9 protein-coding genes are annotated in these 13,291 nt (G+C 73.3%); 3 read left to right on the forward strand and 6 right to left on the reverse strand.

Annotated features, from left to right (window positions below; all coding sequences use genetic code 11):
• Positions 1-80: 80 nt before the first annotated feature.
• Positions 81-3,248 (reverse strand): AfsR/SARP family transcriptional regulator, encoded by a 3,168-nt coding sequence (locus ACZ52J_RS23440; RefSeq protein ID WP_465621394.1) that lies wholly within the window; start codon positions 3,246-3,248, stop codon positions 81-83.
• Between the two features lie 260 nt (positions 3,249-3,508).
• On the opposite strand from ACZ52J_RS23440, the gene ACZ52J_RS23445 reads away from it, so the two are divergent.
• The 3 genes from ACZ52J_RS23445 to ACZ52J_RS23455 all read left to right on the forward strand — a co-directional run bounded on the left by ACZ52J_RS23445 (position 3,509) and on the right by ACZ52J_RS23455 (position 6,606).
• On the forward strand, positions 3,509-4,588 hold the full coding sequence (locus ACZ52J_RS23445; protein WP_465621396.1) for a hypothetical protein: 1,080 nt from the start codon (positions 3,509-3,511) through the stop codon (positions 4,586-4,588).
• Positions 4,589-4,767: 179 nt separating this feature from the next.
• On the forward strand, positions 4,768-5,295 hold the full coding sequence (locus ACZ52J_RS23450) for a hypothetical protein (RefSeq protein WP_465621397.1): 528 nt from the start codon (positions 4,768-4,770) through the stop codon (positions 5,293-5,295).
• 276 nt (positions 5,296-5,571) lie between these two features.
• Positions 5,572-6,606, forward strand: coding sequence for a chitinase (locus ACZ52J_RS23455; protein WP_465621398.1), 1,035 nt, complete (start codon positions 5,572-5,574; stop codon positions 6,604-6,606).
• Positions 6,607-6,621: 15 nt separating this feature from the next.
• On the opposite strand, the gene ACZ52J_RS23460 is transcribed toward ACZ52J_RS23455, so the two are convergent.
• The 5 genes from ACZ52J_RS23460 to ACZ52J_RS23480 form a co-directional block, all read right to left on the reverse strand.
• On the reverse strand, positions 6,622-8,202 hold the full coding sequence (locus ACZ52J_RS23460; RefSeq protein WP_360499023.1) for an MFS transporter: 1,581 nt from the start codon (positions 8,200-8,202) through the stop codon (positions 6,622-6,624).
• Positions 8,203-8,516: 314 nt separating this feature from the next.
• Entirely contained in the window at positions 8,517-9,698 is a 1,182-nt protein-coding gene (locus tag ACZ52J_RS23465; RefSeq protein WP_465621418.1) for a cytochrome P450 family protein, read from the reverse strand.
• Positions 9,699-9,957: 259 nt separating this feature from the next.
• The gene (locus ACZ52J_RS23470) at positions 9,958-10,521 is read right to left on the reverse strand and encodes a hypothetical protein (protein ID WP_465621399.1); all 564 of its coding nucleotides are present in this window, start codon (positions 10,519-10,521) and stop codon (positions 9,958-9,960) included.
• Positions 10,518-12,269, reverse strand: coding sequence for an alpha/beta hydrolase (locus ACZ52J_RS23475; RefSeq protein WP_465621401.1), 1,752 nt, complete (start codon positions 12,267-12,269; stop codon positions 10,518-10,520). The genes ACZ52J_RS23470 and ACZ52J_RS23475 overlap by 4 nt, the downstream gene beginning before the upstream one ends.
• A gap of 4 nt (positions 12,270-12,273) precedes the next feature.
• The gene (locus ACZ52J_RS23480) at positions 12,274-12,654 is read right to left on the reverse strand and encodes a WXG100 family type VII secretion target (protein WP_465621402.1); all 381 of its coding nucleotides are present in this window, start codon (positions 12,652-12,654) and stop codon (positions 12,274-12,276) included.
• Positions 12,655-13,291 lie beyond the last annotated feature (637 nt).

The following is a 13,291-nucleotide window of genomic DNA, read 5'->3' on the forward strand; positions in this document are numbered from 1 at the left end:
TGCAGGATCGATTCTTCTCAGCCAATCAGCCGTGAATCAGCCCTGGGCCAGCCGTGAATCGGCAGGGCAACAGCACTGACTCAGCAGCGACCGGTCAGCGGGACGGTCGCCGCCTCCCGCTCGTCCTCCCGCTGCCCGTCCTCCCGCCGCCCGTCCCGAGCCGACGGGACGCCGTCCCCGCCCGGAGCGAGCAGCCCCGCCACCTCGTGGGCGTCCGGCAGCCCCAGGCGGACGAAGATCGCGTGCGCCTCCCGCCACCGCCCCCGCGCCTCGGCCCCGCGTCCCAGGTCCGCCAGCGTCCGGCCCAGCACCACCAGCGCCTGCGCGTGGTCCCGCTCGGCCCCCAGCTCCTCGCACAGCGCCAGCGCCTGCCCGGCGTGCTCCAGTGCCTCCTCCGTCCGGCCCAGCGACCGCAGACTGTCCGCCAACCGGTAGCGGGCGTGCGCGGCCCGGGCCTGCAGACCGGCCGCCGAGGCCACCGCCAGGCACTCGCCGAACCAGGTGACCGCCTCCTCGTGCCGCTCCAGCCCGTGCAGCGCCAGCCCCAGCACGTACAGCGTGTACGCCCGCCCGGGATCGTCGTTGCGGGTGCGCAGTTCGGCCAGTGCCTCGTGGCAGATCGCCACCGCCTCGGCGGCCCGACCGCTGCGCACCCGGGCCAGCGCGGCGTTGACCGTCGTCACCAGCTCCCCGGAGCGGTGGCCGAGTTCGCGGGCCAGCAGCAGGGCCTCGTCGTAGTGCTCGACGGCCTCGTCGTAGCGGCTGAGGAACTGGCAGACCAGGCCGAGGTCGTTCAGCGCCTGGCGCAGGATCACCGTGTCGCCGGCCGAGCGGGAGGCGGCCACGGCCAGGCGGGCGGCCGCCTCGGCCTCCTCCAGCCGGGTGGCGGCCAGCGCGACGTTGCCGCGCAGGAAGTGCGCGCGACCGGCTGCCCGGTGGTCGGCGCGGTGGGTGGCGGCGTCGGCGAGGGCCTCGGCGGTGGTGGCGAGTTGGCGGCCGGGCGGGGCGAGGGCGAAGGGGGTGAGCGCGATCAGCAGGTCGATCGCGGCGCGCAGCGGGTCCGGCAGGGCGTCCCGGGCGCCGGGACCGGAGTCGGCGTCGGAGGGGACGGCGTCGGCGGGAGCGGGGACGGGGCCGGGGGAGGGGGCCTCGGCCACCGTCCAGGCGGCCACCTGGGCGGCCAGCGCGATCGCCCCGGAGCCCTCCGCCTCGGCCCAGGCCCGGGCACCGTCCGGGCCGCCCAGCTCCACCCCGGCACTGCGGGCGGGCCCGAGCGCACCGGCCGCCGGATCCCCGGGGACGGCGTGCTGGAAGGCCGCGCACGCGGTGGCCAGCAGGTGGTCCAGCAGCCGGTCGCGGGCCTCGACGGCCGCGCCCGGGGCGTCGGGCCGGCGCCGGGCGAAGGCGCGCAGCAGGTCGTGGTAGCGGTAGCGGCCGGGGAAGGGCGACTCCATCATCGCCACGTCCACCAGGGCTTCCAGCAGGTCCTCGGCGTCGTACTCGTCGAGGTCCAGCAGGGCGGCCGCGGCGGCCAGGCCGATGTCCGGGCCGTCCACCGAGGCGACCAGCCGGAAGACGCGGGCCTGGGCGGGCGTCAACTGGCGGTAGCTCAGTTCGAAGGCGGCCTCGACCGCCAGGTCGCCGATGCGCAGCTCGTCGATCCGGCGCCGTTCCACCGCCAGCCTGCGGCCCAGCGTCTGCACCGTCCAGCTCGGCCGGGCGGCCAGCCGGGCCGCCACGATCCGCACCGCGAGCGGCAGGTGGCCGCAGACGTGCAGCAGGTCCCGGGCGGCCTCCGGCTCGGCGGCCAGCCGTTCGGCGCCGATGGTGCGGCCCAGGAGTTCGAGCGCCTCCTCGGGCTCGAAGACGTCGAGGTCCGTCTGGACGGTCGCGGGTATGCCGGAGAGGCGGGTGCGGCTGGTGGTGAGTACGGCGCAGCCGACCGCGCCCGGCAGCAGGGGCCGGATCTGCACGGTGTCGTGGACGTTGTCGAGCACCAGCAGCAGCCGTCGGCCGTCCACCGCGGAGCGGAACAGCGCCGAGCGGGCGTCCAGTCCTTCCGGCACCGCGTCGGCCGACACTCCGAGGGCCAGCAGGAAGGCACTGAGCACCGCCTCCGGGTCGGCCGGGGTGGGGTCGGCGCCCCGCAGGTCGACGTAGAGCTGACCGTCGGGGTAGGTCTCGCGGACGCGGTGGGCGACGTGCAGGGCCAGCGCGGTCTTGCCGACTCCGCCCATGCCGACCACGGTGGCGATCACCAGCGCCTGCTGCCCCGGGGTGCCGAGGGCCTCGCCCAGCCGTTCGACGAGGACGGTGCGGCCGGTGAAGTCTGCCGCATCGGGCGGCAGTTGGGCCGGTCTTGGCGGTGCCGCCACCGGATCGACGGGCGGCTCCGGCGGGGCGGGCTCGGCAGCGGCCGGCTCCGCCGGGCCGGCCGGGGGCGCGGCGGGCGCCACGGCGGCCGCCGGAGCGGCGGGCTTCGGGGCGGCGAGCGCCGGGTCGCCCTCCAGGATCCGCCGGTGCAGCAGGTCCAGCTCGACCCCGGGCTCCACCCCCAGCTCGGCCAAGAACAACTGACGCACACTCCGGTAGACCGCCAGGGCGTCCGCCTGCCGCCCGGCCTGGTACAGCGCGCGCATCAGCAGCCCGTACGCCCGCTCGTGCAACGGGTGTTCGGTGGTCAGCGAGGTCAGCTCCGGAATGCACCGGGAGTACCGGCCCAGCGTCAGGTCCAGCGCGATCCGCTCCTCCAGCAGGGTCAGCCGCAGCTCCTCCAGCCGCTGGCGCTGGCGCTGCGCGAACGGCCCGGGGATGCCGGCCAGCGGCTCGCCCTGCCACAGGTCCAGCGCCTGGTTCAGCAGGTCGCGCGCCTGCTGCGGCTGTCCGGCGGCCGCCGTGCGCTCGGCCTGTGCCGCCAGCTCCTCGGCCTGCGCCGCGTCCACGGCGTGCTTGGGCAGCACCAGCCGGTAGCCGTCCCCGAACGAGGTCAGCACGTTCGGCGCGTCCGACTCCTCGCCGTGGAGGACCTTGCGCCACCGCCAGGCGTACGTCCGCACCGTCGTCATCGCGGTGCCCGGAGGCTCCTCACCCCACAGGGCGTCGATCAGGTCCGTGGCACTCGCGCCGTGTCCCGGCCGGAGCAGCAGCACCGCCAACATCGCCTGCTGCTGCGGACTTCCGACCTTCAGTACGGTAGTGCCACGCTGGGCCCGCATCAGTCCCAGCACCGAGAACCGGAAATCACCCATTCCTGCACCTGCCCGCCTCATGTGCTCGCCCCCGCCCGCGCACGTGCTTCCCCCCGATGATGAGCCCCTATCAACCCACGGCACCCCGGGGGCTGTCGAGAGATCGTCGACCCGGTGGTGATCCCGTGTTGATCGACCGTCACCACAATCAGTGGTGTGGCTCCCCTGCCGTCGGCCCGGCACGACCCGCCGGGCCCGCCACACCCCCGGCCGCCGGACCGCTGCCCGGCGACCACCCCAGCTCTCGGAGGCGGACGCCCGTGAACACCGACCTGCTCTACCGGCTGCTCGACGTCGACCCGGACGTCGGACCGGTCGAACTGCTCCAACGCGCCCGCGCCGTCCGCGACCTCCCGTACCTGGTGCTCGCCGCGCTCGCCCGGGAGGACGTCCGGATGGGCGACCACGCCCGGGCCGAACTGCGGCGCGCCCGGGACCGCTCCGACTGCTACGCCCGGCTCGCCCGCGACCTCGCCGGCGCCACCGGAGTCCGCCCGATCCGGGACCTCCCGCTGGCCGGCTACTACCCGTCCGACCTGCCCCGGCCGCTGGGCGAGCTCACCCTCGTCAGCCCCACCGAGGCCGCCCTCTGGCAGGCCGTCAACCGGCTGGTCACCGACCACCCGGTGGAGTCCGTGGAGGTCACCCTGCTCGGCGAGCGCCCCCGGCACACCGCCGTCACCGTGCGCTGGCCGGCCGAGGACCCGCTGCTCGACCCCTGGTACCAGGTACGGCTCGCCACCGCCGCCCTCGCCGGCGACCTCGCGACCGTCCCGGTCCGCCCCTACCTGGCCGCCGACGACCACGTCGAGGGCCTGATCGCCCTCGCCGAGGAAGGCCTCGGCCGCACCTTCCACGCGGGCGACGTGCTCGACGTGGCACACCTGACCGGGCAGCCCTTCGAACCCGTCGAGACCGCCGCCGTCGTCGCCGCCTACCGGCTCGCCCCGGAGACCGTCGCCCTGCTCGACCTCGCCGCCGAACACCTGCCGCTGGGCTCCCTCGCGGGCGTGCGCACCGTCCTGGAGGCCGAGGTCGCCCCCGAACTCCAGCGCCGCCGGACCACCACCCGCCCGCTCCGACCGCGCCACGGCACCCTGCTGCGCCGCACCGTCACCCGGCACCAGTGGGACGAGGCCGTCCTCCTCCCGGCGGGCGCCGCCACCCTGCTGCTCACCCCGGTCGCCGACTACCTGCTCACCCCGGAGGGCACCCGGCCGACCGTGCCCGAACGCACCGCCGCCCTCGCCGCCCTGCACGTCTGGGACACGACGGCCCCCGGCACCCCGGGCACCCCCGGCACGGCCCCCTGCGGCCTGTCGCGGCCGCGCCACCGCTGAGCTCCGCTCCGCGGGCGTGGCGGCGCTCCGCGCAGGTCGGGAGCCCCCGTGGAACGGATGCCGTGCGCCGCGCGGTTCAGGCCGGATCCGGGCCGATCGAACCCCGGACGATGCGCCGTCCGTGGTACCGGCTGAGGCCGGTCGGCAGCCGGCACGAGGACGGACACGGGAGAACAGCGATGGCCAGGTACCAGGGCGCGAGCCGGATCACGGTGACGGCGGTGGAGGGACGGTATCCGCAGCGGGCGGTGGTGACCGTCCGGGGCGCCGCGCCGGTGGAGATCCCCGGCGAGGTCGGCGCCGTCCACACCGTCGAGGCGAAGAGCTGGCAGCTCGACCTGGAGCACCGCGACCAGGGCGAGTGGTGCCCCAACATCCGTGCCGTCCAGGGCCGTTGGCAGGAGATCCGGGGCGTGGAAACGCAGGTCGTGCACAGCCGCAACCGCGACCGGACCGGCGACCGGCAGGACCGCAACCTGGTGCTGCGGATCGAGCGGGTCACGCCGCGTGGTGACGAGCCCGCCGCCGTGACCGCCCCCGCCGCGCGCCGCACCACCACCGGGCACCACGCCCCGGCGGCCTCCACGGGCCCGGCCGCGCCGCGCACCTCCGCCGGCCCGGCGAGCGGCCCGGCGATCGGCACCACGGGCGGCAGCACGGCCCCGAGCGTACGGACGACCACCTCGGGCTCCTCCTGGAGCGGCTGACCGGGGTCGGTCGCGGCGGTCCGGATCGGGCACGGCGGTCCGGGCGCGGGCACCCGGCGGTTCCGGGGCGGGTACCCGGCGGTCCGGATCGGGCGCGGCGGGCCGGCGGCAATCGTTGGGAAACTTTCCTAACGAAAGCCATTGACCCCGGGGCCTCGTGCCCCGATCCTGTGAGACACCCGTCGGCGGACCGCCGCCGCCGTCCGCACGGGTGGACCGCTCCCGCCTCCCTGACCCACCGTCACCGTATTCCTGGCTCGACGAAAGTGAGTTGGCATGCGCAAGACCATCGGAGTCCGTCTCACCGCCCCGCTGCTCGCCACCGCCCTCGCCCCGGCCGCGCTCCTGCTGGCCCCCGCGACCTCCGTGGCGGCGGCCCCCACGTCGGCATCCCCTGCGGCGGCGGCCCCCGCCGCGACGGCCGTGCCCGGGATGGCCGCCGCACCGTACGAGTACCTCGGCTGGGGCAACCCACAGAAGCCGGCCGACGTGATGAAGGCGGCCGGGGTCAAGTGGTTCACCCTGGCGTTCATCCTCTCCGACGGCGGGTGCACCCCGAAGTGGGACGGCAGCCGGGCGCTCGCCGGGGGCTCCGACGAGGCCGCCATCAAGTCGATCCGGGCAGCCGGCGGTGACATCGTGGTCTCGGTCGGCGGGTGGAGCGGGAACAAGCTCGGCGAGAAGTGCACCAGCGCGGGCGCGCTGGCCGGTTCCTACCAGAAGGTGATCGACGCCTACCAGCTGAAGGCGCTCGACATCGACATCGAGAACACCGAGTTCGGCAACGCGACGGTCCGTCAGCGCGTGGTCGACGCGCTCAAGATCGTCAAGACCAAGAACCCGGGCATCGTCACCTACGTCACCATGGGCACCACCCCGAGCGGCCCGGACGCCAACGGCAAGGACCTCATCAAGCGGGGCGCCGCCGCCGGCCTGGCGAACGACGGCTGGGTGGTGATGCCTTTCGACTTCGGTGGCCACAGCGGCAGCATGGGGCAGGCGACGGTCGGCGCGCTCGACGGACTGAAAGCCGCGGTCAAGAGCGCGTACGGCTACAGCGACGACGCCGCGTACCGGCACATCGGCGTCTCCTCGATGAACGGCAGGACCGACGAAGCGGGGGAGACCGTCACCACCGGCGACTTCCGTACCATCCTCGGGTACGCGAAGCAGCACCACCTCGCCCGCTTCGCCTTCTGGGCCGTCAACCGGGACCGCGCCTGCGGCTCCGGCACGGACGCCGACGCCTGCAGCGGCGTCACCCAGTCCCCGTACGAGTTCACCAAGATCGTCGTCCAGTACCAGGGCTGAGGCGCCCCGGCGGCCCTACGCCTCCGGACGGCCGGTCCCCCGAGGGCTGGTCCCCTGACCGTCGGCCGTCTCCGGAAGACCGGTCTCCTGGCGGTCGATCTCGCTCTCCCGGACCAGCCAGAGCGCGAGGCCCGCGCCCGCCAGGCTGACCAGTCCGCCGAGCAGCAGCACGAGGTTCAGGCCGTCCAGGAAACCGGCCCGGGCGGCGGCCGACGCGGCCGCCCGGGCCGGCTCGGGAAGCCCGGCGAGCACCTGCGGCAGACTGCCGGAAGAAGCGGCCTCGATCAGCTCGCGAGGACGGGACCCCTCCGCGATCGGCGTGCCCGCCGCCAGTTCGCGGACCTTGTGGGAGCCCCGGCCGACGAAGATCGCCCCCCAGACGGCGATGCCGACCGCGATCCCGACCTGCCGGAAGGTGTCGTTGATGCCCGCCGCCATGCCGCTCCGCTCCTTGGGCACCACGCTCACCGCGACATCGGCGATCACCGGGTTGATCAGACCGACACCCGCGCCGCCCACCAGGAAGCCGGCCAGCAGCCCGGTCCAGGTGTCTTCGGGCTGGATGTCGCCCATCAGCAGCATGCCCGCACCGACCGCGACGAGCCCGACGCAGAGCATCAGCCGGGCCGGCACCCGGGAGAGCAGGACCCCGGCCACCGGTGCCACGAGAAAACTGAGCACCGTGATCGGCAGGTAACGAACCCCCGCCGCGAACGGCGAAAGCCCGAGATAGTCCTGCAGGTACAGCGTCAGATAGAGGAACAGCGCGAACAGCGAGCTGGAGACGGCGAACGCGGCCAACTGCACACCGGTGAACGCGTGCCGACGGAACAGCCCGAGCGGCAGCATCGGCTCGGGCACACGGCGTTCGATCCACACGAAGACGGCGAGCAGGACGGCCGCGCCGACGAACAGCGCCACGATCAGCGCGCTGCCCCACCCCTCGGCGTTGCCCCGCACCAGCGCCAGGACGAGCAGGAACAGCCCGCTGCTGAACGCCGCGACCCCGGGCCAGTCGATCCGGGTGGCGTTCGGGTCGCGGCTCTCGGCCAGCTTGAGGTAGGTGACGACCAGGGCGGCCGCCCCGATCGGCACATTGAGGTAGAAGATCGACTCCCAGCCGAGCGAGTCCGTGAGCGCCCCGCCGACCAGCGGCCCCACCGCGACGGCAATCCCGATGGTGGCCCCGTAGATGCCCATCGCCGTGCCGCGCTCACGCCCGGGCGGGAACTCCTGCGCGACCAGGGCCAGCGACACCGCGAACATCACCGCGCCGCCGACGCCCTGCACCGCACGCGAGACATTGAGGAAGACCGGATTCGGCGCCAGCGCGCACAGCAGCGAGGCCCCGGAGAAGACCACCAGCCCCGCCGCGAAAGCCCGACGCCGCCCGAGCCGGTCAGCCAGCGAACCGGCCGTCAGCACGAGAGCGGCCAGCGAGAGCGCGTAGGCGTCGAACACCCACTGCAAGTCGGTGAAGCTCGCGCCCAGGTCCTTGCGGATGGACGGCAGAGCGACGTTGACCACGGTGATGTCGAGCAACAACATGAACGTCGCGACCGTGACCGCGATCAGCGTCCACCACTTGCGTTGCACCGCTGTCGGCCTCCTTCGGGGGAACTGCGCACGGTCCGCCGACCGTACGTAACCCCCTCACCCCAACCCGGGCCGACACGGCCGGACCCACCCACGGAGCCCCCGTCCGGTCCAGCCCGCCGACCAAACCCCGCCGACCACCTGACGGAGGCGATCAGACGATCGGCTCGCAGCCGATTGCGCCCCACGACGGCCGCTACCGAGGGGCGGCGCCCGTCGACGGCCGCTCACGTCGGATTCCCGGACCAGGGTGGCCTGCCGGACGGGCGGATGCGGCCGCCACCGGTCAGCCTCCGAGAGTCGCGCGGATGTGCCTACAGCACGACGGGAAGTGACGCGAGCCCTCGGACGAGGCGGGAGTGGCGCCACTGCAGTTCCTCGGCGGGTACGGCCAGCCGCATGCCAGGGAAGCGCTCCAGCAGGACCCGCAGCGTGGTCTCGACCTCGGCGTGGGCGAGCGGTGCGCCGAGGCAGCGGTGGATGCCGTGGCCGAAGGCGAGGTGCTGGGCGGCGTCGGGGCGTTGGAGGACGAGCCGGTCCGGGTCGGTGAACCTGCGGGGATCGCGGTTGGCGGCGCCGGGGCACACGAACACGGGGGTGCCGGCCGCCACTTCGGTGTCGCCCAGTCGTACCGCCTCGGGGGCGTGGCGCCACGTGGCCACGCTCACGGGCGAGTCGTAGCGCAGCAACTCGTCCACAGCGGTGGGGATCCGGTGCGGGCCGGCTCGGAGGTGTTCCAGGTCGTCCGGGTGCCGGAGCAGAGCGAGGACGGCGTTGCCGATCGCAGCCGTCGTCGTCTCGTGGCCGGCGACCAGGAGCAGGAGGCCCAGGGAGACCAGCTCCTCCTCGCTGAGGTGGTCGCCGTCGGCGTCGCGCACGGCGATCAGCTGGGAGAGGAGAGCGGTGTCCGGGGAGCCGCGCTTGGCGGTGATCAGCCGGGTCATGTAGTCGGCGAGGGCATGGGAGGCCTCGTCGATCCTCGCGTGGTCACCGGTGGCGAACAGGTCGGTGGACCAGCTGCGGATCCGGTCCCGGTCGACGGGCGGGACCCCGAGGAGCTGGCAGATCACGGTGACCGGGAGCGGGCCGGCGAGATCCGCGATCAGATCGACCTCGGCGCCGGGCTCCCACTGTCCTACCAACTGCTCGGTGAGCGCTCGGATGTAGGGCCGGAGGCCGTCCACGGTCCCGGGCGTGAACGCCCGGACGACCAGACGGCGCAGCCGGGTGTGTGCGGGCGGATCGGTGTGAAGCATCGTGCGGGCGACCGCGGGGTGGAGCGAGCGTCCGGACGGGCGGTCGGCGAAGTACGCCGAAGCGTCCTTGGACAGGCCTGCGGTGAGGGCTTCTCGCGCCTGTTCGTAGCCGGTGATGACGACCGCCGTCCCCATGCTGCCGTCCATGGGGACGGGCAGGACGGGGGAGCGCTCGCGCAGCGCGGCGTAGGTCGGGTAGCGGTCCCGGTAGAACGTCGGGTCGGAGAAGGGGGAGGCCATGTTGTCTTCCTGGGCCGCTTCGAGCGCCGGGAACCGGGTCTCGGAGGCGCGCTGGACGAAGTCGTTGCTCGCGTACGGTTGGGAGACCAAGCGTAGCCAGAGTGCCCCGGCACGCAGGTCTCCCTCGCGCGCCGAGGCTCCGACAACCTGGGGGCGGGATCGTCCCGCCCCAGCACGGGCGCACCACGTACCGCCTCAGCCCGCCCGGCCCGAGGAAGCCGGGCCGGGCGGGCTCCCGGCGTCAGTGCGACCAGTAGCGTCAGTGCGACCAGTAGGGGTCGTCGACCGTCGCGCAGGTGGCGGCGTAGGCCTGCCCTCCCGGGCCGAACCTGTCGATCCACTCGCGATCGCCGATGTCGGTGACATCGAACACGGAAGCCCACACCTCGGCACAGCCCTCCACTCCCGCGACGAACCGGAGGCTGAACCCTGAGCCCTTCACCTCCACTGAGCCCTTGTTGCGCTCGACCGAGTAGCCCTTCCCGGTCCAGAGTGCCTGGACGACGTCGAGCGGCTCCTGATTCCGCGTAGGGGTGATCCGGACTCGGGCCGCCTGGCGGGCGGACATCTCCGCCCGGCCCGTCCTCTTGCACCCGGACGTCCCGCAGAGTCCGGTCAGTTCGGGATCGCTGCTGTACTTCGGCGCGGCCCACTGGAGCCCCGGGTGGAAGGCCCCGGCGATATCGGCGAGCTCGGCCTCGATCCGGTGCTGTGCCTGGTCGACCGGCACGGTGGGTTTCTCCGGCTCCGGCCAGGCGTACCAGCCGACCAGGAGCGCCAGCAGCACCCCCGGCACGGCCGTGCGTCGTACCGCGGCCTTCACCTCGGGTCCTCCCTGGTGATCGTGTTCCCGTGACCGCTCACGATCTTCCCGATGTTGGGGAGCGAGTCGCCGCCCTTGTGGTCCTTCCCGAAGTAGTTGTCGTGGGAGTCGGTCACGGTCCCGTCCGCCACCGAGAAGCGCTGCCCGCCGAAGCTCTCGCTGGCCGGGTCCGTGCCGTGCCACGATCCGTCGGGATTCGTGAACGCCTCGACCGCGGCCCAACCGGGGATGAGCATCCCAGGGGACGGCGCGTCCGCGACGGGGTCGTACTTGGCCGTGCCGACGTACACGTGATCCGCACCGATCCCGAGCTGCGTTGCCTTGTCCACCCCGACGCCCGGGCTGCCGACCAGGACGATGTCGTCGACGGGCAGGCCGCCGGGGTGCTGGGTCGCTTTCCCGACCACCAGGGAGCCGTAGCTGTGCCCCTGCGCGGTCATGTGCGCCGGGGCGCCCTCGTGGGTGGCCCGGAGTCCGGTGAGGAACTTGTTGTACGCGGCCCCGCCCTCCTCCGCCCGGTCCTGCATGAGCACCGAGGGGCCGTCCAACTGCGGCGCGTCGTACCCCAGCCAGAACACGGACGCGATGCTCGGCGTCTCGCTGTTGGCCCGCGCGCTGCTCTCCGCAGACTCGTAGATGCGCTTCGCCGTCATGGCGTCGCCGTTTCCGGCGCCGGCCAGGTTGCTGTTCAGCCCGGGCACCATCGAGGAGACGTTCCGGGCCTTGTCCGGGTCGCCCCAGGACAGGATCGCGCGGCCCTGCCCCTGATCGCCGATCCCCAGCAGCAGCAGTGGCGGCTCGGAGCCCGGCCCGCCACCACCTTCGAACTTGCCGTCGAGCCGCTTCTGAATGGACTGGAAGCCGGTGAGCTTCTCCTGCAGGGCGTCGTGCTTGCGCTTCCACACCGTGTAGTCGGGGTTCTCCACCGGCGCGCCGTTCATGTCGGCGACGCTCAGGTACCTCGTCGGCTCGGGGCCGAGGTTGGCGAGTTGGGTCTCGCGGTCCTTGATCAGGTTCCTCAGGTTGACCCGGTTGGCCTGGTCGCGGACGGCCGCGGGGACGCCGTCGAGGTTGCCGATCTGGTCGGGGTGCTCGTGGAGGAACTTCTGCTGCTCGGTGTCGGTGAGGCCGTCCCACCACTTCTTGACGCCGGCCGGCTCGGTGCCTGCGGGCGGTATCTGCTCCCTCCCGCTCTGGGCGGCCAGGTCCTGGGCCACGGTGGCGGCGTCCAGGCCGGTGCCGTTGCCGGCGTTGGTCGCGAAGTGGTTCAGCCGCGCGCTGATCTCCTGGTCCGCGTGGGCGGCCTCGTTGAGCGCGGCGGTGATGCGGTTGCTGATCGCGATGGCCGTCGTCTCGGCGCCGGCGCCCGCGTAGTTCGCGGACGTGGGCTCCTTGTCCCAGGTGATGGTGCCCTCGGGAGTGACGTTGAGCTTGGCGGCCTTGGCGTCGTCGAGGGCGTAGACCAGGTGGGACTGGGCCAGCGCGAACTGCTCGGCCGCCGCGGCGAGGGCCTTGCCGACGAGATCCAGCTCACTGTGCGCGGACTGGAGTTCGGTGCCCAGGAAGCGGATCCGGGCCTGGGCGTGGTCGGACGCGGTGCCGGTCCAGTGCGAGTTGGTGAGCCGGTCGGCGACCTCGTGCTGCCAGGACTCGATGTGCCGGCCGAACGCCGAGTAGAGCGTGTCGAAGGCGTTCTTCGCGATGGTGATGTTGATGATGTCGGCGTCGTACAGCGTCTTGATGTCCATCGGGCTACTCGGCTGCCTTCGCACTGGAGGGCTTCACGGGGCCCGGGACGACCGTCGTGCCGAACGGGTCCGGCTCGTCCGGGACCGGGGCGGCCGGGTTGCGCATGCTGTTGTGGGCGTTCTGCTCGGCCTGACGGTAGTAGGTGGCCGTCGTGGCGAGCTTGGTGCCGACGTCGCCCATGTCACCGGCGAGCTTGTCCAGCAGCGTCTTCCAGTTCGTCCCGCAGTTCTGGATGGCGGTGGCCGTCTGCCAGCCCTTCAGACCACCGGCGGCCTGGTTGCACGGCTCCGCGAGCTTCGACGTCTCGCCCGGTATCAGGCCCCCGATGTGCTGCGCGCTCTGTCCGCAGCCGTCCAGTTCGGCAGGATTGACTTTGAATTGCAAGCCCGCGTCAGTGTCTGCCATGCATGCCCCCCGTGCGGGCGACCGACGACCGGCCAGCCCGTGTGTTCGAAAACCAACGACGCATGCTAACGGATCCGGTACCGAGGAAGATCGACTGAGGTGGGGGAGCAGTGAGCATCCCACCGGCCTCGCCGCGCCCCCAGTAGGGTGCCGCTGCCTCCGGGTCGGCGAAGCCGCCGCGGACGGCGCCGGTGGTGACGGTGCTGCTGTCGACCAGGGTGCCGTCGATAGCGAAGACGGCAGATCCAGCTGAGCGCCGCACAGTTCGCCGACATCGTCACCCAGGCCGAGACCGGCTCATTCGACCACATCGCCACGCAGTCGGCGGATCGTCCGCTGCCGGCCGCGTGACCCGGCCGGCAGGCGGCCGATCGGGCCGGCTCGGGTCAGGTGAAGGACAGGCGGTCACGGACTGAAGTCCGGCCGCCCGCGTCCGTCGACGGCTCTCGCGTCGATTCCGCCCTTCCAGCGGGCTCTGGCACCCCGGCGAGGAATGGGCCTCCGGCTCCCTCTCGGTGCTGCCGAACTCCCGCCCACCTCCCGAAACGGGGGCGCAGCGCCGCGGTTCGTAGGGGAGCGGTAGGGGTTGTTCGGCCCCGGGGCGGCTCCTAGCGTG

The organism is Kitasatospora sp. NPDC034035, from assembly GCF_055575755.1.

Bases quoted from the DNA above. Each gene is read 5' to 3' on its own strand.
- ACZ52J_RS23455 (WP_465621398.1), top strand. From the start codon at position 5,572: ATGCGCAAGACCATCGGAGTCCGTCTCACCGCCCCGCTGCTCGCCACC.
- ACZ52J_RS23475 (WP_465621401.1), bottom strand. From the start codon at position 12,269: ATGGACATCAAGACGCTGTACGACGCCGACATCATCAACATCACCATC.
- ACZ52J_RS23450 (WP_465621397.1), top strand. From the start codon at position 4,768: ATGGCCAGGTACCAGGGCGCGAGCCGGATCACGGTGACGGCGGTGGAG.
- ACZ52J_RS23440 (WP_465621394.1), bottom strand. From the start codon at position 3,248: ATGGGTGATTTCCGGTTCTCGGTGCTGGGACTGATGCGGGCCCAGCGT.
- ACZ52J_RS23465 (WP_465621418.1), bottom strand. From the start codon at position 9,698: ATGGCCTCCCCCTTCTCCGACCCGACGTTCTACCGGGACCGCTACCCG.